Source organism: Streptomyces sp. NBC_00286 (assembly GCF_036173125.1).
Classification (GTDB): domain Bacteria; phylum Actinomycetota; class Actinomycetes; order Streptomycetales; family Streptomycetaceae; genus Streptomyces.
In genome coordinates this window covers 7,828,688-7,854,506 of record NZ_CP108054.1, presented here as the reverse complement: position 1 = coordinate 7,854,506, position 25,819 = coordinate 7,828,688, and the positions used below count along the sequence as shown (strand labels likewise).

General features: G+C 69.7%; 25 protein-coding genes. 12 read left to right on the top strand and 13 right to left on the bottom strand.

Features of this window, described 5'->3' with window-relative positions; translation table 11 throughout:
- Positions 1 to 125: 125 nt before the first annotated feature.
- Positions 126 to 842 (bottom strand): SIMPL domain-containing protein, encoded by a 717-nt coding sequence (locus OHT21_RS35460; protein ID WP_328772351.1) that lies wholly within the window; start codon positions 840 to 842, stop codon positions 126 to 128.
- 154 nt (positions 843 to 996) lie between these two features.
- Here OHT21_RS35460 and OHT21_RS35455 point away from each other — a divergent pair, with 154 nt between their 5' ends.
- Positions 997 to 1,776 (top strand): SDR family NAD(P)-dependent oxidoreductase, encoded by a 780-nt coding sequence (locus OHT21_RS35455; RefSeq protein WP_328772350.1) that lies wholly within the window; start codon positions 997 to 999, stop codon positions 1,774 to 1,776.
- A gap of 37 nt (positions 1,777 to 1,813) precedes the next feature.
- Here the strand turns inward: OHT21_RS35455 and OHT21_RS35450 are convergent, their stop codons facing one another.
- The 5 genes from OHT21_RS35450 to OHT21_RS35430 all read right to left on the bottom strand — a co-directional run bounded on the left by OHT21_RS35450 (position 1,814) and on the right by OHT21_RS35430 (position 8,499).
- On the bottom strand, positions 1,814 to 3,244 hold the full coding sequence (locus OHT21_RS35450; RefSeq protein WP_328772348.1) for a lysine N(6)-hydroxylase/L-ornithine N(5)-oxygenase family protein: 1,431 nt from the start codon (positions 3,242 to 3,244) through the stop codon (positions 1,814 to 1,816).
- Entirely contained in the window at positions 3,241 to 4,644 is a 1,404-nt protein-coding gene (locus OHT21_RS35445) for a pyridoxal phosphate-dependent decarboxylase family protein (RefSeq protein WP_328772347.1), read from the bottom strand. Before OHT21_RS35445 ends, OHT21_RS35450 begins: the two co-directional genes overlap by 4 nt.
- 209 nt (positions 4,645 to 4,853) lie before the next feature.
- Positions 4,854 to 7,352: an aminopeptidase N gene (gene pepN / locus OHT21_RS35440; protein WP_328772346.1), complete on the bottom strand. Its 2,499-nt coding sequence runs from the start codon at positions 7,350 to 7,352 to the stop codon at positions 4,854 to 4,856.
- Between the two features lie 107 nt (positions 7,353 to 7,459).
- The gene (locus tag OHT21_RS35435; RefSeq protein ID WP_328772345.1) at positions 7,460 to 7,993 is read right to left on the bottom strand and encodes a response regulator; all 534 of its coding nucleotides are present in this window, start codon (positions 7,991 to 7,993) and stop codon (positions 7,460 to 7,462) included.
- A 149-nt stretch (positions 7,994 to 8,142) separates the two neighbouring features.
- The gene (locus OHT21_RS35430) at positions 8,143 to 8,499 is read right to left on the bottom strand and encodes a chorismate mutase (RefSeq protein WP_328772344.1); all 357 of its coding nucleotides are present in this window, start codon (positions 8,497 to 8,499) and stop codon (positions 8,143 to 8,145) included.
- Positions 8,500 to 8,599: 100 nt separating this feature from the next.
- Here OHT21_RS35430 and OHT21_RS35425 point away from each other — a divergent pair, with 100 nt between their 5' ends.
- A complete protein-coding gene (locus OHT21_RS35425; RefSeq protein ID WP_328772343.1) occupies positions 8,600 to 9,490 on the top strand; it encodes a hypothetical protein in 891 nt (296 codons plus the stop codon).
- 83 nt (positions 9,491 to 9,573) lie between these two features.
- Positions 9,574 to 11,091 (top strand): ankyrin repeat domain-containing protein, encoded by a 1,518-nt coding sequence (locus tag OHT21_RS35420; RefSeq protein WP_328772342.1) that lies wholly within the window; start codon positions 9,574 to 9,576, stop codon positions 11,089 to 11,091.
- A gap of 500 nt (positions 11,092 to 11,591) precedes the next feature.
- On the opposite strand, the gene OHT21_RS35415 is transcribed toward OHT21_RS35420, so the two are convergent.
- A complete protein-coding gene (locus OHT21_RS35415; protein ID WP_328772341.1) occupies positions 11,592 to 12,503 on the bottom strand; it encodes an SDR family oxidoreductase in 912 nt (303 codons plus the stop codon).
- 1 nt (position 12,504) lies between these two features.
- On the bottom strand, positions 12,505 to 13,296 hold the full coding sequence (locus OHT21_RS35410; RefSeq protein ID WP_328772340.1) for an SDR family oxidoreductase: 792 nt from the start codon (positions 13,294 to 13,296) through the stop codon (positions 12,505 to 12,507).
- An 87-nt stretch (positions 13,297 to 13,383) separates the two neighbouring features.
- On the opposite strand from OHT21_RS35410, the gene OHT21_RS35405 reads away from it, so the two are divergent.
- Genes OHT21_RS35405 through OHT21_RS35380 form a run of 6 tightly spaced genes read left to right on the top strand, consistent with a single transcriptional unit; the run spans position 13,384 to position 17,455 of the window.
- Positions 13,384 to 14,211 carry an enoyl-CoA hydratase family protein gene (locus OHT21_RS35405; RefSeq protein ID WP_328772339.1) on the top strand — a complete coding sequence of 276 codons (828 nt, stop codon included), beginning with the start codon at positions 13,384 to 13,386 and terminating at the stop codon, positions 14,209 to 14,211.
- A complete protein-coding gene (locus tag OHT21_RS35400) occupies positions 14,208 to 15,077 on the top strand; it encodes a CoA transferase subunit A (protein WP_328772338.1) in 870 nt (289 codons plus the stop codon). The genes OHT21_RS35405 and OHT21_RS35400 overlap by 4 nt, the downstream gene beginning before the upstream one ends.
- The gene (locus OHT21_RS35395) at positions 15,077 to 15,838 is read left to right on the top strand and encodes a CoA-transferase subunit beta (protein WP_328772337.1); all 762 of its coding nucleotides are present in this window, start codon (positions 15,077 to 15,079) and stop codon (positions 15,836 to 15,838) included. Before OHT21_RS35400 ends, OHT21_RS35395 begins: the two co-directional genes overlap by 1 nt.
- On the top strand, positions 15,838 to 16,890 hold the full coding sequence (locus OHT21_RS35390; RefSeq protein ID WP_328772336.1) for an NAD(P)H-dependent flavin oxidoreductase: 1,053 nt from the start codon (positions 15,838 to 15,840) through the stop codon (positions 16,888 to 16,890). The genes OHT21_RS35395 and OHT21_RS35390 overlap by 1 nt, the downstream gene beginning before the upstream one ends.
- Before the next feature lie 32 nt (positions 16,891 to 16,922).
- Positions 16,923 to 17,189, top strand: a complete 267-nt coding sequence (locus tag OHT21_RS35385; protein WP_328772335.1) for a type II toxin-antitoxin system Phd/YefM family antitoxin — start codon at positions 16,923 to 16,925, stop codon at positions 17,187 to 17,189.
- The gene (locus OHT21_RS35380; RefSeq protein WP_328772334.1) at positions 17,186 to 17,455 is read left to right on the top strand and encodes a type II toxin-antitoxin system RelE family toxin; all 270 of its coding nucleotides are present in this window, start codon (positions 17,186 to 17,188) and stop codon (positions 17,453 to 17,455) included. Before OHT21_RS35385 ends, OHT21_RS35380 begins: the two co-directional genes overlap by 4 nt.
- Before the next feature lies 1 nt (position 17,456).
- Here OHT21_RS35380 and OHT21_RS35375 read toward each other — a convergent pair whose 3' ends face one another.
- From OHT21_RS35375 to OHT21_RS35365, 3 genes are all read right to left on the bottom strand, one after another.
- Positions 17,457 to 18,617: an acetyl-CoA C-acetyltransferase gene (locus OHT21_RS35375; protein WP_328772333.1), complete on the bottom strand. Its 1,161-nt coding sequence runs from the start codon at positions 18,615 to 18,617 to the stop codon at positions 17,457 to 17,459.
- 82 nt (positions 18,618 to 18,699) lie between these two features.
- The gene (locus tag OHT21_RS35370; RefSeq protein WP_328772332.1) at positions 18,700 to 19,311 is read right to left on the bottom strand and encodes a TetR/AcrR family transcriptional regulator; all 612 of its coding nucleotides are present in this window, start codon (positions 19,309 to 19,311) and stop codon (positions 18,700 to 18,702) included.
- Positions 19,312 to 19,333: 22 nt separating this feature from the next.
- A complete protein-coding gene (locus OHT21_RS35365) occupies positions 19,334 to 20,119 on the bottom strand; it encodes an SDR family oxidoreductase (RefSeq protein WP_328772331.1) in 786 nt (261 codons plus the stop codon).
- Between the two features lie 125 nt (positions 20,120 to 20,244).
- On the opposite strand from OHT21_RS35365, the gene OHT21_RS35360 reads away from it, so the two are divergent.
- Together OHT21_RS35360 and OHT21_RS35355 are read left to right on the top strand one after the other, a co-directional pair.
- A complete protein-coding gene (locus OHT21_RS35360; protein WP_328774344.1) occupies positions 20,245 to 21,390 on the top strand; it encodes an acyl-CoA dehydrogenase family protein in 1,146 nt (381 codons plus the stop codon).
- Positions 21,390 to 22,361, top strand: coding sequence for an acyl-CoA dehydrogenase family protein (locus OHT21_RS35355; protein ID WP_328772330.1), 972 nt, complete (start codon positions 21,390 to 21,392; stop codon positions 22,359 to 22,361). The genes OHT21_RS35360 and OHT21_RS35355 overlap by 1 nt, the downstream gene beginning before the upstream one ends.
- Here the strand turns inward: OHT21_RS35355 and qcrB are convergent.
- Together qcrB and OHT21_RS35345 are read right to left on the bottom strand one after the other, a co-directional pair.
- Complete coding sequence (qcrB, locus tag OHT21_RS35350) at positions 22,336 to 23,982, bottom strand: cytochrome bc1 complex cytochrome b subunit (protein WP_328772329.1); 1,647 nt, start codon at positions 23,980 to 23,982, stop codon at positions 22,336 to 22,338. The genes OHT21_RS35355 and qcrB overlap by 26 nt on opposite strands.
- A 75-nt stretch (positions 23,983 to 24,057) precedes the next feature.
- Entirely contained in the window at positions 24,058 to 24,777 is a 720-nt protein-coding gene (locus tag OHT21_RS35345) for a vWA domain-containing protein (RefSeq protein WP_328772328.1), read from the bottom strand.
- A 92-nt stretch (positions 24,778 to 24,869) separates the two neighbouring features.
- On the opposite strand from OHT21_RS35345, the gene OHT21_RS35340 reads away from it, so the two are divergent.
- The gene (locus OHT21_RS35340) at positions 24,870 to 25,745 is read left to right on the top strand and encodes a chitosanase (protein WP_328772327.1); all 876 of its coding nucleotides are present in this window, start codon (positions 24,870 to 24,872) and stop codon (positions 25,743 to 25,745) included.
- The last annotated feature ends 74 nt before the right edge of the window (positions 25,746 to 25,819 follow it).

The window sequence follows — 25,819 nt, the reverse complement described above, 5'->3', positions numbered from 1 at the left end:
GCCTAGGGCTTACCGGCGGGTAAGGAATTGGTCGTGCATGACTACTCAACGACCTTTGCGTGAAGGGCTATTGACAAGTGTTGAATTGTGCGCCGAGGTGCTCCGATGAGCATTTAAGGCGGTGATTACAGCTCCGGGGGCGCCATCGTAAAGCGGGCATTTACGTGGGCGTAGACGTGCTGGCGTTGGGGTTCGAGGTCGAGGGGTGCGGCGCGGGATTCCTCGATGGCGTCGGCGTAACCGGCGCTGCGCATGCGACTTGAGGCGGCCACTGCGTAACGCTCGCTGTTTTCCGCGCCGATGTCGGCGAGTTCGACCAGCGCCGCAAGGGTCGTACCGAGTGCTTCGGCGTATTCGCGGGCGCGTTGGACGGCTTCACGTACCGCCTGTTGCCGGGCTTCACGGTGGGCCGGTGAGGTGGGGCGCAGCGCCCAGAAGGGGCCGTCGACGCGGGTGAGGTCCAGGTCGGCCAGGCGTGTTGTCAGTTCGCCGAGTGCGGTGAAGTCGGTGAGTTCGGCGGTGGTGTGGACGCGGCCGTGGTAGGCGCGGATGCGTTCGCCGCGGCCGTGTTTGGTGAGTTCGGGGCTGATGGAGAAGGCGCCGGTTTCCAGATGCTCGACGGCCTGGCCGTACGTCTTGATCAGGTCGAGGGTGGTGGCGTTGCGGCGGGTGAGGTCGTCGAGGGCGGAGCGGCGGTCGGTGCCGCGGGCCATGACGGTGACGCCGATGCGGGCGATCTCGGGGTCGACTTCGAGGTGGGCTTCACCGCGGACAGCGAGGCGGGGAGCGTCCGGCGTGCCGTAGGGGGTTGCGGGTCGGGGTTCCTCTGCGGATGAGGTCATACGTCCCACTCTGTCATCGGTGGCCTGGTTGTGGGACTGAGCTGTTGTCGGGTTCTGCTGCGACCGCTGCCTACTGGCAGGTTGCCGGGCAATACGATCCCGGTGATCGCCGGCGAGGTGATCATCCAACAGAGAACGTGAAAGGAACGCGGCAATGAGCGAGCACAGCCACTTGGAGACGTCCACGCAGGGCTCTTTATGGGCGCTGGTGACCGGTTCGACGAGTGGGATCGGTCGCGCGACGGCGGCCGGCCTGGCTCAGGACGGGTACTCGGTCATCGTCACGGGTCGCGATCGAGAGCGGGCCGCCGAGACTCGTCGATCCATCGAGGCCGAAGGTGGCCGGGCGGTCGATCTGGTCGCCGACCTGGGCGATCCCGCGGCGGTACGCGGTCTGGTCGAGCGGATACGGGATGCCATCGACGGCCCGCTCGACGTCTTGGTGCACAACGCCGGAGGCGGAGGCTTCGCGCCGACCGAGTCCACTCCGGAGGAGATGTACGACGCTGCCTTCAACGTCCACGCCAAGGCGCCGTTCATCCTGACGGGCGCCTTCGCCCCGGCCATGGCCGAGCGTGGCCGCGGGGCCATCGTCAACGTAGGGAGCCTGAGCACCTCGATGGCCGCTGCCGGCACGTGCGCCTTCCAGGCGTCGAAGGCGGCGTTGTCCATGATGACCAGGTCGTGGACGGCGGAATACGGACCTCGAGGGGTACGGGTCAACTCCGTCGATCCCGGCTTCATCGTCACCCCGGTGAACGAGGGCATCCGCGACATGTACGGCACCTACCTCGCCTCGCTGCCTGCCGGACGTGGCGGAGACCCCGAAGAGGTCGCGAACGCTGTCCGGTTCCTTGTGTCACCCAAGGCGTCCTACATCAACGGCACCACGCTGACTGTGGATGGCGGAAAGACCGCTGTCGTGGCCATGTGACGCGCTGCCGTCGGCTCCACACCTGCGGCTCGCGCACTCACGGGACACGGACGCGGGAGAGCGCCCCTGTTTTCCCCTGATCCCCTCCCTCCGTGATCCCGTCTTCAAGGCCGAAGGTGGTGAAGGCGGTGCGCCGCGGCAGTGGGTAAGGGTCTTTGCCGGTGAGGGAGTTGAGGATGGTGGCGCTGCGCCAGGCGGCTAGGCCGAGGTCGGGGGTGCCGACGCCGTGGGTGTGGAGTTCGGCGTTCTGGACGTAGAGGGAGCCGGTGACGGCGGGGGCGAGGCTGAGGCGGTACTGGTCGTCGATGTGGGGGCGGCCGGCGCTGTCGCGGCTCACGTAGGGGTCGAGGCCGGCGAGGAGGGGTTCGAGGGGGCGTTCGCGGTAGCCGGTGGCGAGGACGACGGCGTCGGTGGTGAGGCGGGTACCGGTGCCCTGCTGGACGTGTTCGAGGTGGAGCTCGATGGCCGTCCGGTCGATGCGGCCCGCGGTGCGGACGTGGACGCCGGGGGTGAGGACGGTGTCGGGCCAGCCGCCGTGGAGGGTGCGCTGGTAGAGCTCGTCGTGGATGGCGGCGATGGTGTCGGCGTCGATGCCTTTGTGGAGCTGCCACTGGGCGGGGACGAGGCGGTCGCGTACGGGTTCGGGCAGGGCGTGGAAGTAGCGCGTGTAGTCGGGGGTGAAGTGTTCGAGGCCGAGTTTCGAGTACTCCATGGGGGCGAACGCTTCTGTCCGGGCGAGCCAGTGGATCTTTTCGCGGCCTGCGGGGCGGTGGCGTAGGAGGTCGAGGTAGACCTCGGCGCCGGACTGTCCTGACCCGATGACGGTGATGTGGCCGGCGGTGAGGAGCCGTTCGCGGTGTTCGAGGTAGTCGGCGGCGTGGATGACGGGTACGCCGGGGGCTTCGACGAGGGGGCGGAGCGGTTCGGGGATGTGGGGGGCGGTGCCGATGCCGAGGACGAGGTTCTTGGCGTACGTACAGCCGTGGGCCTCCCCGCTTTCCGCGCCTGCGCCGCCTTCGGGTCGTCGGGTGAAGTCGACTTCGAAGAGGTCTCGGTGCGGGTTCCAGCGGACGGCGTCGATGCGGTGGCCGAAGTGGAGTCCGGGGAGGTGGTCGCTGACCCAGCGGCAGTACGCGGCGTATTCGGCGCGGTGGATGTGGAAGCGCTCGGCGAAGTAGAAGGGGAAGAGGCGGTCGCGGCTGCGGAGGTAGTTGAGGAAGGTCCAGGGGCTTACGGGGTCGGCGAGGGTGACCAGGTCGGCGAGGAAGGGGACTTGGAGGGTGGCGCCGTCGATGAGGAGGCCGGGGTGCCAGTCGAAGGCGGGGCGCTGGTCGTAGAAGGCGGTGTCGAGTTCGGTGAGGGGCTGGGCGAGGGCGGCGAGGGAGAGGTTGAAGGGGCCGATGCCGATGCCCACCAGGTCGCGGGGTGCCTCGGGTTCGTGCTGTGCGGAGCGAGGACTTGGGATCATCGGGGTGCGTGTCCTTCCACCAGTTTCAGGAGGGCGGCGAGGTCGCCGGGTGTGGTGTGCGGGTTGAGCAGGGTGGCTTTGAGCCAGAGGCGGCCGTCGGGGCGGGCGCGGCCGAGGACGGCGCTGCCTTCGGTGAGGAGGGTGCGGCGTACGTCGGCTACGGCGTCGTCGGTCCAGTGGACGGGACGGAAGAGGACGGTGCTGATGGTGGGCGGTGCGTAGAGCTCGAACCCGTGGTGTGACGCGATGAGGTGGGCGAACTCGCGGGCGTGGGCGCAGACTTGGTCGACGAGTGCGCCGAGTCCCTGCCGTCCGAGTGTTTTGAGGGTGACGGCGATCTTGAGGATGTCGGGGCGTCTGGTGGTACGCAGGGAGCGGCCGAGGAGGTCGGGGAGGCCGGCCTCGGTGTCGTCGTCGGCGTTGAGGTAGTCGGCGTGGTGTTCCAGTACGCGGAGGTCGTGCGGGTCCTGGACGGCCAGCAGGCCTGCGGCGACGGGCTGCCAGCCGAGTTTGTGCAGGTCGAGGGTGACGGTGTGGGCGCGGGCGAGGCCGTCGAGGCTGCCGCGGTGGCGGTCGCTGAAGAGGAGGCCTCCGCCGTACGCCGCGTCGATGTGCAGGCGGGCGCCGTGGGCCCGGCAGACGTCGGCGATGGCGGGGAGCGGGTCGATGAGTCCGGCGTCGGTGGTGCCGGCGGTGGCGGCGACGATCAGTGGACCGGGCAGCTTGGTGAGGGTTGCGTCGAGGGTGGCGGGGTCGAGCGTGCCTGAGAGGGCGGGGACGGTGATGGGTGCGGGGAGGCCCAGAAGCCAGGTGGCGCGGTGCAGGGAGTGGTGGGCGTTCTGGGCGCATACGAGTTGGACGGCGCCGTTCAGTTCACGGGCGAGGAGGAGGGCGAGCTGGTTGGACTCGGTGCCGCCGGTGGTGACGAGGGCGTCGGCTGGTGTGCCGTACACCTCCTTGGCGAGCGCTGCCGTGACCAGGGCCTCCAGCTCGGAGGCGGCGGGGGCCTGGTCCCAGGAGTCGAGGGAGGGGTTGAGCGCGGAGGCGGCGAGGTCGGCGGCGGTGGCGACGGCGAGGGGCGGGCAGTGGAGGTGGGCGGTGCACAGGGGGTCGGCCGGGTCGGCGGCGCCTGCGGCGAAGGCGTGGACGAGGGTGCGTAGCCCGTCCGGGTCGCAGTGTGTGGGCAGAGGCTCGCCCAGGGCGGTGCGTATGCGTGCGGCGACTGTTTCGGGGCCGCCGGTGGGGAGGGGGCCTCTTCTTGCGGCGGCGCCGGTGCGTAGGGCTTCGAGGACCGTGGTGATCAACGGCCTTAGGGCGGCCGGACCTTGAGGGCCTGAAGCGAGGTCTGAAGCGAAGCTTGAAGCCAGGCCCGGTGTGGGGCCTGTTGCGAGCGGGCTCATGGTCGTCCTCCGGGGCGCGGGGTTGGGGCTGCGCGCCCGGAGGACTCAACGATCGTTACCCGAATGGGGGTACGGGTACGCTCCGCTGGTTGAGCAGGTAAAGAGCTCGGCGGGTAGGGGCAGTTTTGCAGCTGCGGGCTGAGTGTGGTTGCTCGCGCCCACGCGGCGGAGCCGCAAATGTCACAGCCCCGCGCCCCTACGGGGCGCGTCTACTCCTCCCTTACTTTCAAAGCTCGCTCCATGTCGTCCAGTTGGTCCACCAGCTTGCGGTGCAGGGCCGGAGTCGCGTTGCCCTTGGTCAGGCATTTCTTGCCCAGGCGGAGTGTCTCCGGTGAAACCGCGTACACCGGGAATGCCCAGCGGCCCGCTGCCTCTGCGATCGCGGAGCCCCGGCGGGCTGCCACTGCCGGGGCCTGCTTGAAGTAGCGCGGCACGTAGTCCCGTACCAGATCTGCCTGTTCGGGTTGCCAGAAGCCCTTGGCTGTGGCGGTGAACAGGTAGGTGGAGAGGTCGTCGGTGGTGAACATGGCCTCCCAGGCCTGGCGTTTGGCTTCGGGGTCGGGGAGGGCGGCGTGGCAGCGGGCGGCGCCTTCCTGGCCGGTGGCGCTGGGGTCCTGGACGAGTTCGGCCTCGATGACGGCGTCGTCGATGGCGCCGAGTACGGCGAGGCGGCCGAGGATGCGCCAGCGCAGTTCGGGGTCGAGTTCGGGGCCGCCGGGGACGGTGCCTTCGGAGAGCCAGGCGGTGATCGTGTCGGGCTGGGCGGCGGCGTCGATGAAATGGCGTACGGCGGTCAGGCGCAGTCCGGGGTGGGAGCCGTCCTCGGTGCGGCGGATCATGTCGCGGCACAGGGAGGTGATGGTGGCGAGGGCGGCGGGCCGGTCGGGGGCCGGCAGGTAGCGGTCGGCGACCTGGGCGGTGGCGAAGGCGAGGACGCCCTGGACGAGGGCGAGGTCCCGCTCGAGCGGCAGGTGGGTGCGGGCGGCCTCGAGGTAGGCGGTGGGGGCCAGTTCACCGTCGCGTACGCAGTCGCGGAGGGCGTTCCAGACGACTGCGCGGGTCAGCGGATCGGGCAGGGCGGACAGTTCGGCGCGTACGGTCGCGAAGGAGTCGGGGTCGAAGCGGATCTTCGCGTAGGAGAGGTCGGCGTCGTTGAGGAGGAGCAGGGCGGGCCGTTTGCCGATGGGGTGCGCTGGTTCGGCCTGGGGGACGTCGACTTCGAGGCGTTCGCGGAGGCTGAGGCGGCCTTCGTCGGGGTCGCGGTCGTAGAGGCCGACGGCGATGCGGTGAGGCCGGCTGCCGTCGTGCGCGATCGTCAGCGCGCAGGTGCCGTTGTCCGTCGGGACGATCTTCGGGGTGAGGGTGTCGACTCCGGTGGTGCGCAGCCAGGAGTCGGCCCAGGCGTGGACGTCGCGTTCGGTGCTGTCGGCGAGGGACTGGATGAAGTCGGCGAGGGTGGCGTTGGCGAACTTGTGCCGGGCGAAGTGGGTGTTGATGCCGGCGAGGAAGTCCTTCTCACCGAGCCAGGCGACGAGTTGACGCAGTGCGGAGGCGCCCTTGGCGTAGGAGATGCCGTCGAAGTTGAGGAGCGCGGAGGCGGTGTCGGGGACAGAGTCGGGGTCGGGGGCGACGGGGTGGGTGGAGGTCCGCTGGTCGGCTTCGTAGCCCCAGGGTTTGCGGGTGACGCCGAAGTCGGTCCAGGTGCCGGTGAAGCGGGTGGCTTCGATGAGGGTCTGGTAGCCCATGTACTCGGCGAAGGACTCGTTCAGCCAGATGTCGTCCCACCAGCGCAGGGTGACGAGGTCGCCGAACCACATGTGGGCCATCTCGTGGGCGATGACCATGGCGCGGGTCTGGCGTTCGGTGTCGGTGACGGCGGAGCGGTAGACGAACTCGTCGCGGAAGGTGACGAGGCCGGGGTTCTCCATGGCGCCGAAGTTGAATTCGGGGACGAAGGCCTGGTCGTAGGAGTCGAAGGGGTAGGGCTCCTCGAACTTCTCGTGGTAGCGGTCGAAGCAGGCGCGGGTGATGGCGAGGAGTTCGTCGGCGTCGGCGTCCAGGTACGGGGCCAGTGAGCGGCGGCAGTGGAGGCCGAAGGGCAGTCCGCGGTGTTCGGTGCGTACGGAGTGCCAGGGGCCGGCGGCGATGGCGACGAGGTAGGTGGAGATCAGCGGGGTGGGGGCCGCCTTCCACAGGCCGTCGCCCTGGTGCTCGGTGATGCCGTTGGCGAGGACGGTCCAGCCTTCGGGTGCCTTTATCGACAGTTCGAAGACGGCTTTGAGGTCGGGCTGGTCGAATGCGGGGAAGACGGACTGGACGTCTTCCAGGGACATTTGGGTGTAGAGGTACGTTTCGCCGTCGGTGGGGTCGGTGAAACGGTGCATGCCCTCGCCGGTGCGTGAGTACCGCATGCCGGCCTCGATGTCCAGTTCGTGCTCGCCCGGGGTGAGGTCCTTGAGGGGCAGCCGGTTCTCGTCCAGGGTGTCCAGGTCGAGGTGGTATCCGTCGAGGCGGGCGTTGCGCAGCTCGGCGGGCTTGAGCTCGACGAAGGTGTCCACGGCCTCGAGGTCGCTCCGTACCGTGAAGTGGATGACGGTGTGGGAGGTGAAGATCTCGTCGCCGCGTGTCAGGTCAAGTTCGATCTGGTAGCGGTGGACGTCGAGGAGCCGGGCACGGGTCTGCGCTTCGGCGCGCGTCAGTACGGACATGGGGACATGCTGCCTGATGGGCGGGGCGCGGCGCAGGCGAGGTCCGGTTCCGGTCGGCTGCCTGGTACGGACACGGTCATCGTGGTCAGACGTGGTCGCGGGTGGTCCTACGCGGTCTGGTCGTGCTGGCGGAGGATCGGCCGCTGCGGCGGTACGCGGGTGTCGAGGCGCGGGTCGGGTTCGGGGGTCTGGTTCGGCGGCGGTAACTCCTTTACCAGCGCGCGGAGTTCGCGTACCTCCTGTCTCATCCGCAGATATCTCTGGTGGGCGTCATACAGGTAACGCACCTTGGTGCGCAGGGCCCAGGGGTCTATGGGTTTCATCACCAGGTCGGCGACGCCGAGCCGGAAGGCGGTGGTGGTGAGTTCGGCGTCCGGGCCGAAACCGGTGACCAGGATGACCGGGATGTGCTGGGTCTGTTCCAGGCGACGCAGATAGCGGACGACGTCGAAGCCGTTGACGTCGGGCATGTGCACATCGAGGACGAGGAGTCCGACCTGGCCGCGGAGGACTTCCTTGAGGGCGGCGTCGCCGCTGGTGGCGCGCGCCAGCCGGTAGCCGAGCGGGGCCAGGGCGCTTTCCAGCGCGTAGAGCGTTTCCTCATGGTCGTCGACGATGAGGATCTTGGCATCCGACAGCATCGCGCGAAGTCCCCTCGTTCTGGACAACCAGTGTGCCCGGACTGGCTGACAGGGAGTACTCACAGACTGACAAGGAGTGCTGCGCGCAGGATGCCTCATTTCGGCCGCGAGGCCGAGGGGGTGCGCGGACAAAAGCGCGATGTATGGGGTCAGCCGGTCGAAACACTGCCGGTGTTCGCGTTGCCGGCGATGTTTTCGTGGTGCCTGATGACCTCGGCGATGATGAAGTTGAGGAGCTTCTCGGCGAACGCGGGGTCGAGTTTGGCGTTCTCCGCGAGCCGGCGCAGCCGGGCGATCTGGTGGGCCTCACGGGCCGGGTCGGCGGGCGGCAGCTGGTGGGCGGCCTTGAGGTGGCCGACCTGCTGGGTGCACTTGAAGCGTTCGGCGAGCATATGGACGACGGCGGCATCGATGTTGTCGATGCTGTCGCGCAGCCGGTCGAGCTCGGCGCGGACGGCGGGGGCGGCAGGCTCGACGTTTGAGGTTCCGTTGTCGCTGGTGGTCATGAGCGTTCACCCTACGACCCGCCCCACGGGTCTTCGACGCCACCCGCGAGCGCCGGGGATTATCGTGGATGTGGGTTCAGGGCCTCTTGGGGGTGCGGGCGTGGCGAACGGCGGTCCCGTCGAGCATGGCTACCCGCACCTGGACACGGTGCGGGCGGCGATCACCGCGCTGTACAAGCGGCTCTCGTACGACACCATCCACACCTTCGACACCAGCGTGGCCCCCGCCGACGTGGCGTTCGCGGATCAGGACGATCTGTACCTGGGTGCCCAGCGCGTGGCCCGCGAGCTGGTCCAGCACTTCCGGCTGCCGGACGCCCGCATGATCGTCAGCTTCCGCGAGATGCACCATGCGGCGAATGTCGAACTCGCCGCGGGCCCCGAGTACTTCATCGAGCTGAACGACCGCTTCCGCACCCACCGCAGGGACATCGGCGCCGCCCTCGCGCACGAGATCATGCATGTGTACCTGCACCGTCTGGACCTGTCGTTCCCGGGCACGCGCGACAACGAGATCCTCACGGACACCGCGACGACGTATCTGGGCGCCGGCTGGCTGCTGCTCGACGCGTTCCGCGAGGACGGCGCCTCCTCGCAGAAGCTCGGCTATCTGACTCCGGAGGAGTTCGGGTACGTCCTGGCCAAGCGGTCGCTGGTCTTCGGCGAGGATCCGGCGACGTGGTTCACCAGCCCGCAGGCGTACACGGCGTACACGAAGGGCATGACGCGGGCCCGCCACGACGAGCAGCAGCCCCCGCTGACCGCGGCCGGCTGGGCGGGCCGCCGCCGCTACGCGAAGGACCGCCGGCACGCCCAGGACCACCACGGCCGTCCCGTCGGCGTCCCGTACGACTTCACGCCCGACGGCCATGGCCCGCTGCGCGTGTCGTTTCCCTGCCCGACCTGCCATCAACGGATCCGGGTACCGGTACGGGGCCGGGTACGGGCCCGCTGCGGTCTGTGCCGCACGGTGCTGGAGTGCGACACGTAACCCAGTGCGACGTATGGGCAAGGTCACGTGATTCATGGCGAAATGCTTTGCCCTATACGTGTCTGACGGGCGAAGGTCGAAAGATGAACACGCACGATCTGGCGGCCGGTCTGTTCACCGCCGTGTACGAGGACGACGAGGACGCGGTCGTACGGATGCTGCGCGCGGGCGCGAGTCCGGAGTCGGTGGACGAGGACGGGCAGACGGTCCTGTATCTGGCGACCATGATCACGGACGGCCCCGGTGTCGTACGCCTCCTCCTGGCCGCCGGAGCCGAACCGGACCGGCTCAGCTCGGGCACGGACTCGCCGCTGTGCGGGGCTGCGTGCGGCGGGCACACAGAGGTCGTACGAGCGCTGCTGGCGGCCGGGGCGCGGCCGGATCTGGTGGAGGAGTTCGGGTTCACGGCCATGGCCTGGGCTGTCCAGCGCGGCCACGCGCCCGTGGTCGCCGAGCTCCTGGCGCGCGGTGCGGATCCGAACCGTCTGGGCCCCAACGGCGAGCCCTCGCTGGTGACGGCCGCGCGCCGCGGCTCCCTCGGCTGCGTCCGCGCCCTGCTCGAGCACGGGGCGCGGGCCCGGGCGGAGGCGCTGACCGAGGCCCGGCGCTGGCTGAGTCTCGATGTGGCGGCGGAGCTGCGGGCGGGCCTGGAGCGCACGCACGGCACCGGCCATGAGTGCGTCACCCGCCGCTACCGGGAGGACGGCGGTGTGACCGTCGAGGTCAGGTTGCTGAAGGCCGGGGAAAGCCACACCTCGGGCAACGACCAGCAGACGGGCCACGCGGCCATCGTCACCGTCCTGGAGACCTCGCTGGGCATCGCAGCCCCCGCCCCGGAACTCGCCGACCGCGCCCTGCGCTGCGCCGACCCCGACAACGACGACTGGACCGAGGCGGTGACCGTGCTCGCGCGGCGCGGCGACGAGGAGACGTTTCGATCGGCGGTGCTGTGGTGCGGGGACGGTGCGCAGCCGTTGCTGCAGGTGTTCGGGGCGGATGTGCTGGGGCGGTTGGGGGCGGAGGGTGGGCCGGGTCAGGGCGAGGAGGCTGTACGCCCGTACGCGGCCCAAAGCGTGCCGCTGCTGCGGGAGTTGGCGCGCGGGGCCCAGGACCCATTGACGCTGCGATGCGTGGTCGCGGCGCTCGGGCAGCACCAGGATCCCGCCGCCCTGCCCGAGATCCTGCGGCACGCCCGCCACGCGGACACCGGCGTACGACGTGCCGTCGCCGTTGCCCTGTGCGGGCTGGTCCCCGCCTCGCACGCGGAGGGCGTCGCTCGGCTCGTCGCCCTGTCGCGTGACGTCGACAGGGACGTGCGCAACTGGGCGACGACGGCGCTGGCCGTGCTCGACGCGGACACGCCAGCGCTGCGGGATGCGCTTGCCGCGCTGTTGGGGGACCCGGATGCGGAGGTTGCCGCGGAGGCGGCGCGGGGACTGGCTGTGCGTCAGGATTCCCGCGCGATCCCTGTGCTGGAGCGGTTGCTTGCCGAGGAGCGGCCCGACAGTACGCCGCGCGCGACGGCGGAGGAGGCGGTCGAGCACATACGCGACGACCGGGTCCGGACGCTGCTGGCGTCTACGCTGCCGCGGCGGATCTGAGCCGGGGGGGTCCTTTTCCCAGCCCCGCCCCTTCCCGGCTGTAACAATTTGCGGCTCCGCCGCGTGGGGGGCTGCGCCCCAGGCCCCTGCCTCCGGCGGGAGGGACGCCTCCGGCGGGTGGGGTGCCTACCGGGGTGGGGTGTGACAGTCGTGTCGCAGCTGCGGGTGCGTTGTGGCTGATCGCGCAGTCCCCCGCGCCCCTAAACAGCCTGCGACTGCCCGCACCCCGAAGAGCAAGCGAACCGACAAGCCCACACCCCGACGAAACCGGCACCCTCCCTCCGGCGGGAGGGGACGTGGGCCGGTGCGTCCTATGCCCGTCGCTTAGCTTCGGTCTGGGCACAGCTACGCCCTGTGTCAGCAAGGGGCCGTATGCCCTGTTGGCGACGGGCTGACGCACCGGACCGCGGCCCCGCACCCACCAACCACCCAAGGGGCGCGGGGAACTGCGCGACCAGCCACACTCAACCCGCAGCCAAAAACCGCCCCCAGCGGAGCGCTCACGCCCCGTACACAGCCCCCGGCACCTCCGCCCCCGCAAGCAACTTGCGAGCCGCATCCCCCGCCTCGGCCGGCGTCCACCGCGCCCCATTGTCCGCGGTCGGCCCAGCCCGCCATCCCTCCATGACAGTGATCCGCCCACCCTCCGCCTCAAAGACCCGCCCAGTCACCCCGACGCACGCGGCCGAGCCGAGCCAGACGACGAGCGGCGAGACGTTCTCGGGCGCCATGGCGTCGAAGCCAGTGCCAGGCTCCGGCGCCGCCATCGTGTCGGCGAAGGCCCGCTCCGTCATCCGCGTACGCGCGGCCGGCGCGATGGCGTTGACCTGCACTCCATAGCGGCCCATCTCGGCGGCAGCCACCAGCGTGAGCCCGACGATGCCCGCCTTCGCCGCGCTGTAGTTGCCCTGCCCGACCGACCCCAACAGCCCCGCTCCGGAGCTGGTGTTGACGACGCGCGCCTCAGGCGTACGCCCGGCCTTCGCCTCCGCCCGCCAGTGCGCGGCGGCCTGCTGAAGCGGCAGAAAGTGCCCCTTCAGGTGGACGCGCACAACAGCGTCCCAGTCGTCCTCGTCGAGATTCACAAGCATCCGGTCGCGCAGAAACCCGGCGTTGTTGACGAGCGTGTCGAGCCGCCCGAACGCATCGAGCGCCGCCGCGATCAGCGACTCGGCGCCCGCGCGCGTGGCGACGTCCCCGCCATGCGCGACGGCCTCCCCTCCGCCCGCCCGGATCTCCTCGACGACAAGCGCGGCCGGGCTGTCCGGCCCGGGCGCTCCGTCGAGCCCGACACCGAGGTCGTTGACGACGACCCGCGCCCCCTCGGCCGCGAAGGCGAGGGCATGCGCCCGCCCGAGGCCCCGTCCCGCCCCGGTGACGATCACTACCCGGCCGCAACAGATTCCGGTCATCTCAACTCCCCTTATTGACCCTCTTGTTGGCAGTCGCGGCCTTGTTGACCGTCGCCGCGTCCAGGAAGGCGGGCCGCTCTCCCCCGCCGTGCACGAGCAGGCTGGCGCCGGTGATGTACGCGGCGGCGTCCGAGGCGAGGAACACGGCCGCTTCGCCGATGTCCGAGGGAGCGGCGAGGCGGCCCAGAGGGACCGTGCGGGCCACGGACGCGATGCCCTCATCGTCCCCGTAGTGGAGGTGGGACAGTTCGGTGCGGACCATCCCGACGACCAGCGTGTTGACGCGGACGTCCGGCGCCCACTCCACGGCCATCGACCGGGCCAGATTCTCCAGGCCGGCCTTGGCCGCTCCGTAGGCCGCCGTACCGGGAGAGGGCCGGGTCCCGCCGACGCTGCCGATCATCACGATCGAGCCCCGGGCACGTTTGAGATGTTCGTACGCCGCCAGGGACACGGTCAGCGGTGCGGTGAGGTTGAGCTCGATCACGCGCGCGTGCCGCTCGGCGGCGTCCGCCCGGTCGAGCAGCCGGTACGGGGCGCCGCCCGCGTTGTTGACCAGGACATCGAGGCGAGGTAGCGCGTCGAAGAAGGCGCGCACGGCCGCCGGGTCGCGCACGTCGAGGGGCATGAACTCGACTCCCTCGACCGGTATTTCGGGGGGTCTGCGGGCGCAGGCCACGACCTCGGCACCGGCCTCTGCGAACGCCCGGGCGATCCCGGCGCCGACGCCGCGGGTTCCGCCGGTGACCACCACGAGTCGCTTGTCCTGCCGGCTGTCCTCCCGGTTATCCACAGGGCCTCCCGCTGGTCGGCAATCGCTGTTACCTTCACATCAGATCGAACCTAACAAATGTTTGGTGGAAAGGTAGCTGATGCGCGCATGGGTGTCTCCACCTCGTCCCCGGAGAAGGGGATTTCCGTCGTCACGGTCGACTTCCCGCCCGTGAACGCGCTTCCGGTGCACGGCTGGTTCGACCTGGCCGACGCCGTGCGCACGGCGGGCCGCGACCCCGAGATCCGCTGTGTAGTGCTGACCGCCGAGGGGCGGGGGTTCAACGCCGGTGTCGACATCAAGGAGATACAGCGGGAGCAGGACGGGCAGGAGCACGACGGGCAGGAGAGAGACGGACGGCAGCGGGACGGTCGGCGGGGCGCGACGGGCCATGGTGCGCTGATAGGCGCCAACCGCGGCTGCGCCGAGGCGTTCGCCGCGGTGTACGAGTGCGAGGTGCCCGTGGTGGCGGCCGTACGGGGCTTCTGCCTGGGCGGCGGCATCGGTCTCGTGGGGAACGCGGACGCGATCGTGGCGAGCGACGACGCCACGTTCGGGCTGCCCGAGCTGGACCGGGGCGCACTGGGCGCGGCCACGCATCTGGCGCGCCTCGTGCCACAGCACCTGATGCGGGCGCTGTACTACACCTCGCGTACGGCCACGGCGGCCGAGCTGCACGCGCACGGTTCGGTGTGGCGGGTCGTGCCGCGTGCCGAAGTCCTCGACGCCGCCCTGGAGTTGGCGCGGGAGATCGCGGCCAAAGACGGACAGCTGATCCGGCTCGCCAAGTCCGCCATCAACGGCATCGACCCCGTCGACGTACGCCGCAGCTACCGCTTCGAGCAGGGCTTCACCTTCGAGGCGGGCCTCAGCGGAGTGGCGGACCGGGTCCGGAGCACATTCGGCCAGGAGACATCTGGAGAGGAGGACCGGTGAGCGACAAGACCATGTCGGCGGAGGAGGTCGTCGGCCGTCTGGAGAGCGGGATGACCATCGGCATCGGCGGCTGGGGGTCACGCCGCAAGCCGATGGCACTGGTGAGAGCACTGCTCCGTTCCGGGATCACCGATCTCACAGTCGTCTCGTACGGCGGTCCGGACGTCGGCATGCTCGCGGCCGCCGGGCGGATACGGAAACTGGTCGCCGCCTTCGCGACCCTCGACTCGATCCCCCTCGAACCGCACTACCGCTCGGCGCGCGAGAGCGGTGCTCTCGAACTGATGGAGATCGACGAGGCGATGTTCATGTGGGGCCTGCACGCCGCCGCGAACCGGCTGCCCTTCATACCGGTGCGGGCCGGCCTCGGCTCGGACGTGATGCGGGTCAACCCCGGGCTGCGGACGGTCACTTCACCGTACGAGGACGCATCGACGGGACTCCAGGAGACGTTCGTCGCCATGCCCGCCCTGCGCATGGACGCCGCGCTGGTCCATGTGAACCGAGCGGACCGGGTCGGCAACGGGCAGTACCTGGGCCCGGATCCGTACTTCGACGACCTGTTCTGCGAGGCGGCCGACACCGCGTATGTCTCCTGCGAGCGCATCGTCGACACGGCCGAGCTGACGAAGGAGGCCGCCCCGCAGACGCTGCTGATCAAACGGCACAGCGTGACCGGCGTCGTAGAGGCCCCGAACGGGGCGCACTTCACGTCCTGCGCACCCGACTACGACCGGGACGAGGACTTCCAGCGGCTGTACGCGACCACGCCCTGGCCGGAGTTCGCCGAGCGGTTCCTGCACGGGGGCGAGAAGGACTACCAGACGGCCGTACAAGCCTGGCATGCGTCGAACGAGGAGCGCTGATGAGCGAGGTACGGAGCAGCGAGGTACTGAGCGACGTCACGCGGGCCGAGTACTGCGTGATCGCCTGCGCCGAGGCCTGGCGGGACAACGGCGAGGTGCTGGCCAGCCCCATGGGTGCCGTCCCGTCGGTCGGCGCCCGGCTCGCCAGGCTGACCTTCGCCCCGGACCTGCTCCTCACCGACGGCGAGGCGATGCTGGTCGGCCCGGACGGTACCGTGGAGGGCTGGCTGCCGTACCGGCAGCACCTCACGATGGTCACCGGCGGCCGACGCCACGTGATGATGGGCGCCAGCCAGATAGACCGGTTCGGCAACCAGAACATCTCCTGCATAGGCGACTGGGAGCGGCCCGCGCGGCAGCTTCTCGGGGTGCGGGGCGCGCCGGTCAACACCCTCAACAATCCGGTCAGTTACTGGGTCCCCAGGCACTCCACCCGGGTCTTCGTCGAGAAGGTCGACATGATCTGCGGGGTGGGGTACGACAGCGCCGCGGCGGCCGGTCCCACGGCGAGCCGCTACCACCGCATACCGCGGGTCGTCTCCAACCTCGGTGTGTTCGACTTCGCGACCCCGGACCGCTCGATGCGGCTCGCCTCGCTGCATCCCGGGGTGACGGTCGAGGAGGTCAGGGAGGCGACGGGCTTCGAGCTGACGGTTCCCGAGGAGGTGCCGTACACCCGCGGACCCACTGGGGAGGAGCTGGAGTTGATACGCGAGGTGCTCGACCCGCAGGGGCTGCGCAACCGTGAGGTCAGGAGCTGATGGAGACCACGCTGACGAAACTCGTCGGGGTACGCCACCCGATCGTGCAGACCGGTATGGGCTGGGTCGCGGGCCCCCGGCTGGTCTCCGCCTCCGCGAACGCGGGCGCTCTGGGGATCCTGGCCTCCGCGACCATGGGCCTGGAGGAGCTGAGGAGGGCCGTCCGGGAGGTCAAGTCCCGTACGGACGCGCCGTTCGGTGTGAACCTGCGGGCGGACGCGGGCGATGCCCACGACCGGGTGCGGATCATCATCGACGAGGGCGTGAAGGTCGCCTCGTTCGCGCTCGCGCCTTCCCGTGAGCTGATCACCGAGCTGAAGGACGCGGGTGTCGTCGTCATCCCGTCCGTAGGGGCCCGCCGCCATGCCGAGAAGGTCGCGGCCTGGGGCGCCGACGCGGTGATCGTGCAGGGCGGCGAGGGCGGCGGGCACACGGGCGAGGTGGCGACGACGGTGCTGTTGCCGCAGGTCGTGGACGCGGTGGAGATACCGGTCGTGGCAGCGGGCGGCTTCTTCGACGGCCGGGGCCTGGTCGCGGCGCTCGCGTACGGCGCGGCGGGCATCGCGATGGGCACCCGCTTCCTGCTCACCTCGGACTCCACGGTCCCGGACGCCGTGAAGGCCGAGTACCTGACGGCGACGGTCAAGGACGTCACGGTGACGAGGGAAGTGGACGGACTGCCCCACCGCATGCTCCGCACGGACCTGGTCAACTCCCTTGAGGGAGCGGGCCGTACAAGATCCCTGGCGCGGGCAGTGCGCCGAGCCGCCACGTTCCGCAAGCTCTCCGGCCTCACCTGGCCCGCGCTGATCCGCGACGGTCTCGCCATGAAGCACGGCAAGAACCTGTCCTGGGGCCAGGTCCTGCTCGCCGCGAACACGCCGATGCTGCTGCGCGCGTCGATGGTCGAGGGGCGTACGGATCTGGGGGTGATGGCATCGGGCCAGGTGGCCGGCGTGATCGAGGACCTGCCGTCGTGCGCGGAGCTGGTGGAACGCGTGATGACGGAGGCGGAGGGGGTGCTTCAGGAGCTGGCTATGGCCGATCGGTGACCGTTGTACACGCCACCGCGTACACTCGAGGTATGTCCGAGACCAAGAGCATTCGCGAAGCCCGTGCAGGGTTCGCCTCGATCCTCGACAAGGCCGAGGCAGGCGAGGCGACCGTGATCACTCGCAATGGCACCCCGGTCGCCGCGCTCGTGCCCATGCCGGATTACGACGCGCTTGAGGACGCGGCAGACGAACTGCTGGCCCGCGAAGCGCTCCAGCACCTCGACGAGTCCACGGTGAGCATGGCCGAGGTCCTTGCGGATCTGTTCAGCGAGACCGACGACCGGGGCGCCGCGTGAAGTACGCGTTCCGATTCACGGCCACCGCCCAGCGCCAACTCCGGACCATCGACCGAACCAGCGCCATGCGCATCCTCACTGCGCTCACGCGGCTCGGCGACGATCCGTACCGCGACGACGCCGACGTGAAGAAGCTCTCCGGCCACGATGACCTGTACCGGTTGCGCGTCGGTGACTTCCGCGTGGCTTACTGCATCGACGACGGCCAGCTCATCATTCTCGTCGTCAAGGTCGGCAACCGGCGCGACGTGTACCGCTCCCTCTGAATCAAGAGAGCCGTTCGATGATCGTCACGTTCGCCTGACCGCCCCCCTCGCACATCGTCTGCAGGCCGAACCGGCCTCCCGTGCGCTCCAGTTCGTGCAGCAGCGTCGTCATCAGCTTGACGCCGGTCGCGCCCAGCGGGTGGCCGAGGGCGATCGCGCCTCCGTTGACGTTGACCTTTGCCGGATCCGCGCCCGTCTCCTTCAGCCAGGCCAGGACGACGGGGGCGAAGGCTTCGTTGATCTCCACGAGGTCGATGTCGTCGATGGTCAGGCCGGTCTTCTTGAGGGCGTGTGCGGTGGCCGGGATCGGGGCCGTGAGCATGCGGATCGGGTCCTCGCCTCGTACGGAGAGGTGGTGCACGCGCGCGCGGGGCGTCAGGCCGTGTTCGCGTACCGCCCGCTCGGAGGCCAGCAGCATCGCGGCGGCACCGTCGGAGACCTGGGAGGAACAGGCCGCGGTGATGGTGCCGCCGTCGATGACCGGCTTCAGGCCCGCCATCTTCTCCAGTGAGGTGTCCCGGCGCGGCCCTTCGTCGACCGTGACGTCGCCGTACGGCACGGTCTCGCGCGCGAAGCGGCCTTCGTCGATCGCCCCGAGAGCCCGCTGATGGGACCGCAGCGCGAACTCCTCCTGGTCGAGGCGGCTGATGCCCCACTTGGCGGCGATCATCTCGGCGCCGACGAACTGGTTGACCGGCTGGTCCCCGTACCGGGCCCGCCACCCCTCGCTTCCCGCGAACGGCCCCTCCGTGAGCCCCAGCGGAGCGGTGGCCCGCCCGGAGGCGAAGCCGATGGGGACCTGCGTCATGTTCTGGACCCCGCCCGCGACCACCAGGTCCTGCGTGCCGGACAGCACACCCTGCGCGGCGAAGTGCACGGCCTGCTGCGACGAACCGCACTGCCGGTCGACCGTCACGCCCGGCACCTCCTCGGGCAGTCCGGCCGCCAGCCAGCACGTCCTCGCGATATCACCGGCCTGCGGCCCCACGGTGTCCAGACAGCCGAAGACGACGTCCTCGACAGCGGCCGGGTCGACTCCGCAGCGCGCGACGAGAGCCTTCAGCACATGCGCGCCAAGGTCGGCGGGATGCACCCCGCTCAGGCCCCCTTTGCGCCGCCCGACGGGCGTACGGACCGCTTCGACGATGTAGGTCTCGGCCATGACAACTCCCAGTCAGATCAAGTCGATCCAGTTCGGCTACGGTCGGTCCGGTTCGAGGTCGATCCGGTGCGACCCAGTTCGGTTACGTACGTACTGCGATCCCGTCCAGCACCATCGACAGGTACTGCCGGGCGATCTCCTCGGGGCCGTGCTGTCCGCCGGGCCGGTACCAGGACGCGGCGACCCACACCGTGTCGCGGACGAACCGGTAGGTGAGCCGTATGTCGAGGTCCGCCCGGAACACCTCGGCGGCCACCCCCCGCTCCAGCGTGCTCAGCCAGGCCTTCTCGAACTTGCGCTGCGAGTCGGCGAGGAACGCGAAGCGCTCCTGCGACACCAGGTGCTTGGACTCCTTCTGGTAGATGGCGACGGCCGCGCGGTGCCGGTCGATCTCCCGGAAGGACTCGATGACCAGGGCCTCCAGCGTCTCCCGGGGCCCGAGCTCGGCATCCAGGACGGTGTCGTACCCGTCCCACAGCTCGTCCAGGAAGGTCCGCAGGATCTCTTCCAGCATCGATTCCTTGGAGTCGAAGTGGTAGTAGAGGCTGCCCGCGAGCATGCCCGCGTGGTCGGCGATCTTGCGGACGGTGGTGGCGTTGTAGCCCTGCTCGGCGAAGACCTCGGCGGCGGTGCCGAGGAGTTCACTGCGCCTGGCGGGCGAGGCGGTCACCTGGGGCTTCTTCTTCGTAGGCACGGTTCCATTGTCGTCTGTCGTCCTAGGCGTGTTGGCTGCTGACGGAGACGACCTCGCCCGTCATGTACGAGGAATAGCCGGACGCGAGGAACACGATCACGTTGGCCACCTCCCAGGGCTCGGCATACCGCCCGAAGGCCTCGCGCTCGGTGAGCTCCTCCAGCAGTTCGGGGCTGGTGACCTTCACGAGGTGGGGGTGCATGGCGAGGCTGGGCGACACGGCGTTCACCCGCACCCCGTACTCGGCCGCCTCCACGGCCGCGCACCGGGTCAGCGCCATCACGCCCGCCTTCGCGGCGGCGTAGTGCGCCTGGCCGACCTGGGCGCGCCAGCCGACGACGGAGGCGTTGTTGACGATCACGCCACCGTGTCCACCGTCGCGGAAGGCCCGCAGGGCCGCGCGTACGCACCGGAACGTCCCGTTCAGCGTCACGTCGAGCACCCTCGACCACTGCTCGTCCGTCATGTCGACGAGGTCCGAAGTCCCGCCCAGACCGGCGTTGTTGACCACGATGTCCAGCCGCCCGTGCAGCTGCAGGGCGGTGTCGAAGAGCGCCTGCACCTGCGCCTCGTCGGTGACGTCGCAGGCGAGCGCCGCGACCCCCTCGAACTCGGCCGCCAGCTCCCCCTCGTACTCCTTCAGTCGCCGTGCGTGCGCGTCGCTGATCAGTACGCGCGCACCCTCCTCCAGGAAGCGGCGTGCCGTGGCGCCGCCTATCCCCGCGCCCGCGGCGGCGGTGATGACGGCCGTACGCCCCTTCAGCAGCCCGTGTCCTGGCACGTACGCCGGACCCTCGACGTCTGTCATGGAGCCACGCTAACCTACCAAACACTTGTTAGGGAAGGCCGTTTTTCGCTTCGCGGAGCCTCGATGGATTCCGAGGAACGCTGAGGAACTCCAAGGAACTCCAAGGAACTCCAAGGAAGGTGACCGTGGACCTGGACCACTCCCCCGCCGACGAGGCGTTCCGCGCCGAGGCCAGGGCCTGGCTCGCCGCGCATGTACCGCCCGCGCCCCTCCCCTCCCTGGAGACCGAGGAGGGCTTCGCGGCGCACCGCGCGTGGGAGGCCGAACTGGCCGCGGACCGCTGGTCGGTGGTGTCCTGGCCGGCCGAGTACGGTGGGCGGAGCGTCGGCCTCCTCAAGTGGCTGATCTTCGAGGAGGAGTACTACGCGGCGGGCGCCCCCGGCCGCGTCAGCCAGAACGGCATCAGCCTCCTCGCCCCCACCCTCTTCGACCACGGCACCGAGGAGCAGCGCGCCCGGATCCTGCCGCCCATGGCGTCCGGCGAGGTGATCTGGGCGCAGGCGTGGTCCGAGCCCGAGGCCGGTTCGGACCTGGCCTCGCTCAGGTCGAGGGCGGTGCGCACGGACGGTGGCTGGCTGTTGAGCGGGCAGAAGACGTGGTCGTCGCGGGCCGCGTTCGCCGACCGCGCGTTCGGCCTGTTCCGCAGTGAGCCCGACACCCCGAAGCCCCACCAGGGGCTCACCTATGTGATGTTCGACCTGCGCGCGCCGGGCGTCACCGTCCGCCCCATAGGCCGCCTCGACGGAAAGCCGGCCTTCGCGGAGCTCTTCCTGGACGAGGTCTTCGTGCCGGACGAGGACGTGATCGGCGAGCCCGGCCAGGGCTGGCGGGTCGCCATGTCGACAGCGGGCAACGAACGCGGACTGACCCTCCGCTCCCCCGGCCGTTTCCTGGCCGCCGCCGACCGGCTCATCGACCTGTGGCACACCCACGGCGACTCCACCGACACGGCCCTGCGCGACCGCGTGGCCGACGCGATGATCGGCGCCCGTGCGTACCAGCTCTTCACCTACGCCCATGCCTCCCGCTTCCTCCAGGGCGAGCCCCTGGGTCCCGAGTCCAGCCTGAACAAGGTCTTCTGGTCCGAGTACGACATCGCCCTGCACGAGACGGCGCTCGATCTGCTGGGCCCGGAGGGCGAGCTGGCGGATACCGACTGGAGCGAGGGCTACGTCTTCTCGCTCGCCGGTCCCGTCTACGCCGGTACCAACGAGATCCAGCGCGACATCATCGCCGAGCGCCTGCTCGGCCTGCCGAAGGGACGCCGCTGATGCGCTTCCTCCTCGACGACGAGCAGCAGGCCTTCGCCCGCTCGCTGGACGCGATGCTGACGGCCGCGGACACGCCGTCGGTCATACGGTCCTGGAGCGCCGGGGACCCCACGGCCGGGCGCGCGCTGTGGCGTCGTATCGCCGACGCGGGGGTCTTCGCGCTGGCGGTTCCCGAGGCGTACGAGGGAGTGGGGCCGCTACCCGTCGAACTGGCCGTGGCCTTCGTGGAGTTGGGGCGGCATGCGGTGCCGGGGCCCCTGGTGGAGACGGTCGCGGCGGCCGTGCTGCTCAACGAACTGGAGGCCGCCAAGCGGCTGCTCCCAGCCCTGGCGTCCGGCGAGGTGATCGCGACGGTGGCGCCGGAGGGTTCGTACGCCCTGGACGGTGACATGGCCACGGTCCTCCTCGCGGTCGGCGCCAAGGAACTGCGACTGGCCCCCGGACACGGCCCGGTGCGTATGTCCCTGGACCCGGCCCGCCGCCTCACGCGCCTCGACCCCGGCGGTGAACTCCTCGCCAGGAACCCGCCCCTCCCCCGGGCCCTCACCTGGGCCCGGCTCGCCACCGCCGCCCAGGCGTTGGGGGTGGGACTCGCGCTCCTCGACACGACGGTCGCGTACGTCAAGCAGCGCCACCAGTTCGGCGTGCCCATCGGCTCGTTTCAGGCGGTCAAGCATCAACTGGCCGATGCGAAGATCGCGTTGGAGTTCGCGTGCCCGCTCGTCTTCGGCGCCGCGCTGTCCATGGACCCGGCGGACGTCGCCGCGGCCAAGGTCACGGCGTGTGAGGCGGCGTACGCGACGGCGCGCACGGCGCTGCAACTGCATGGCGCGATCGGCTACACCGCGGAGTACGACCTGTCCCTGTGGCTGACCAAGGCCCGCGCCCTGCGGACCGCCTGGGGCAGTCCTGGCGAGTGCCGGGCCATGGTGCTCGGCGGCGGGATCAGTGGTGGTGGTCGCCGCTCGTGAGTTCCCGGTACTCCTCGGGGGTCGGTTTGGGGACGTGCGTGTTCGGCCCGTACATGACGCGGGCGAGCCGGGCGCGCAGCCGCTCGGTGGGTCTGACCTTCCGGACGACACCGTTGGCGTCGACAGTCGGGCCCACCTCGTACGGCGGGGCGTGCTCGTGCTGGGTGAGGGTGTAGCGCTGGGCCTGCGAGAGCGGTTCGTGCACTTCGACGAACTCGCCGTTCGGCAGTCGTTTGATGGTGCCGGACTCCCTGCCGTGCAGCACTTTGTCCCGGTCGCGGCGTTGCAGCCCGAGGCAGATCCGTCTGGTGATGAGGAAGGCGAGGACGGGCACCACGAAGAAGCCGATCCGCACGGACCATGTGATCACGTTGATCGACAAATGGAAGCGCGTGGCCACGATGTCGTTGCCGCCGCCGATCAGCAGCACCCCGTACAGACTCAGCCAGGCGACGCCGAGGCCGGTGCGCGTGGGGACGTTGCGCGGGCGGTCCAGGATGTGGTGCTCGCGTTTGTCGCCGGTGATCCAGGCTTCGATGAACGGATAGACGCCGATCGCGAGCATGATCAGCGGGAAGAGGGAGAAGGGGATGAAGACGCCGAGCGCCAGGGTGTGGCCGAAGGCGTTGATCTCCCATGCCGGCATCACCCGGATCAGCCCCTCGGAGAAGCCGAGGTACCAGTCGGGCTGGGCGCCCGTGCCGACCAGGTCGGGGCGGTAGGGGCCGATGGCCCAGACGGGGTTGATGGTCGCGATCGCGCCCATCACCGACAGCACACCGAAGACCAGGAAGAAGAAGCCGCCCGCCTTGGCCATATAGACCGGCAGGAACGGCATCCCGACCACGGACTTCTGGTCGCGTCCGGGCCCGGGGAACTGCGTGTGCTTGTGGTAGAAGACCAGGATCAGATGGGCGACCACCAGGCCGAGCATGATCCCCGGCAGCAGCAGAATGTGGATCGGGTACAGCCGGGCGATGATGTCGTCCCCCGGGAACTCTCCGCCGAAGAGGAAGAAGGAGAGATACGTTCCCACGACCGGCACCGACAGGATCGCACCCTGGGCGAAGCGCAGGCCCGTGCCGGAGAGCAGATCGTCGGGGAGCGAGTAGCCGGTCAGCCCGGTGATGATGCCGAGGAACAGCAGCGTCCAGCCGAACAGCCAGTTCAGCTCGCGCGGCTTGCGGAACGCCCCGGTGAAGAACACCCGCATCATGTGGATGAGCATCCCGGCGACGAACACGACCGCCGCCCAGTGGTGGATCTGCCGGATGAGGAGTCCGCCGCGTACGTCGAAGCTGATGTCGAGCGTGGACTCGTACGCCCTGGTCATGATGATGCCGTTCAGGGGCTCGTACGAACCGTGGTAGACGGTCTCGGCGCTGCTCGGCTCGAAGAACAGGGTGAGGTAGACGCCCGTGAGGATCAGGATGAGGAAGGTGTAGAGGCAGATCTCACCCAGCATGAAGGACGGGTGGTCCGGGAACACCTTGCGCATCTGGGCCTTGGCAAGGCCGTAGACCCCGAGCCGTCCGTCGGCCCAGTCCGCCAGCCGCTCGCCCTTGCCCGTCTGCACCGGCCGCCCGCCGCTGCCGTGCCGGTCCGCCGATCGCGCGCCCATAAGCCGCCTCTCGCCGCAGATCCTCCCAGAGTGACACGACGATCACACAAATCCAACGGGGCGGCGAGCGCTCGGTCAGTGGACGATGCCCTGCGCCCGGGCCGCCGACAGCCACTGCGGGAACTCGGCCACCAGACGGTCGTACAACTCGCGGTCGGAGACTCGTCGCGGGTCCGAACCGGCGTGGAAGAAACCGGCGTTGTCGACGATCCGCTTGCCCGGCACCGCGAGTTCGTCGAGCTTGCGGAGGAAGTCGAACTGCTTGCTCGTCGCGTCGCCGAAGCCGATGAACTGCCAGAAGAGGGGGAGTTTCGCGGCCTTGCACAGGTACCGCTCGGCGGCGAGTTTGTTGATCGGGCCGCCGTCGGTCTGGAAGACGACCAGGGCCGGGTCCTTGGAGCCGCTGTCCAGGTAGTGGTCGATGACCGCGTCCATGGCCAGGTGGTAGCTGGTCTTGCCCATGTGGCCGAGGCCCGCGACGATCTGTTCGATACGACCCTGATGATTGTCGAGCGCGATGTCCGTCACCGCGTCGATGTCCGTGGAGAAGAACACCACGGGTACGGTCCCGTCGTCGTCGAAGTGCGCCGAGAGGCCCAGCACCCGGTCGGCGAGCGCCTGTACGCTGCCGTCCTTGTAGTACGGCTTCATCGAGCCCGAGTAGTCGACGACGAGATAGACGGCGGCCCGCTGTCCGCTCAGCCCCCGCTCGGCGAGGCTCGCTCCCGCGCTCTTGTAGAGGGAGACCAGCGCGGGCGCCGTCTCCTCCACCTTTCTGAGGCTGATCCCGGCCACACCGGCTCCTTTCGGTCAGGGGCTGACCGATGGAGCCTAGCTCGGGGAACCACTCGCCAAGCCGGCGTACGGCGGAACGTACCCTGAGCGCCATGAAGCGTGCTGGTTGTCTGTTGTTCGCTGCCGTGCCCGTCCTTGTGACGGCTACGGTCTACTTCTTCACGCCCGACACGGAGTCGGACGGCTCCGAGGGACGGCCGTCGGCTTCGCAGTCGAGCGGGCGGGCGGCCGAGGACGCGGTGATCGCGGATCTGCCGCCCGGGCTTGCCGCGCCGGAGAAGAAGGAGCTCGCCAACAAGCTTGTGACCAGCGCGGAGAACTCCACGCTGAAGTGGCGTGAGCAGTACGGCTATATCGAGGACATCGGCGACGGTCAGGGCTACACCGCGGGCATCGTCGGCTTCTGTACGGGTACGCACGATCTCCTCGTCCTCGTGGAGCGCTATACGAAGGCCCACCCGGACAACGGGCTCGCGCGTTATCTGCCCGCTCTGCGCAAGGTGGACGGTACGGACTCCCACGAGGGCCTGGACCCCGGCTTCACCGCGGCCTGGAAGAAGGAGGCGGAGGTGAGGGCCTTCCAGGAGGCCCAGAACGCCGAGCGCGACCGTGTCTACTTCGAGCCCGCGGTGCGCCTCGCCAAGCTCGACGGTCTCGGTACGCTCGGTCAGTTCATCTACTACGACGCCATGGTCATGCACGGTCCCGGCACCGGTGCGACCGGCTTCTACGGGCTGCGGGAGCGGGCCGTCTCCGAGGCGGACACGCCTGCGCAGGGCGGCAAGGAGAAGCCGTACCTCGACATCTTCCTGGACATCCGTCGCGACGCGATGAAGTCGCGGAAGCACCACCGCGACACGAGCCGAATCGATACGGCACAGCGGCGTTTCCTGTACGACGGGAATCTTGACCTCGACACTCCGCTGGAGTGGTCGATGTACGGAGAAACGTTCCGGGTGCCGAAGTAGCCGGTCGGCGGCCGCGGGTTTTCTCGCCCCCGCCGCCCCTACCCGTCCCATACCAAGGGGCTCCGCCCCTGGAC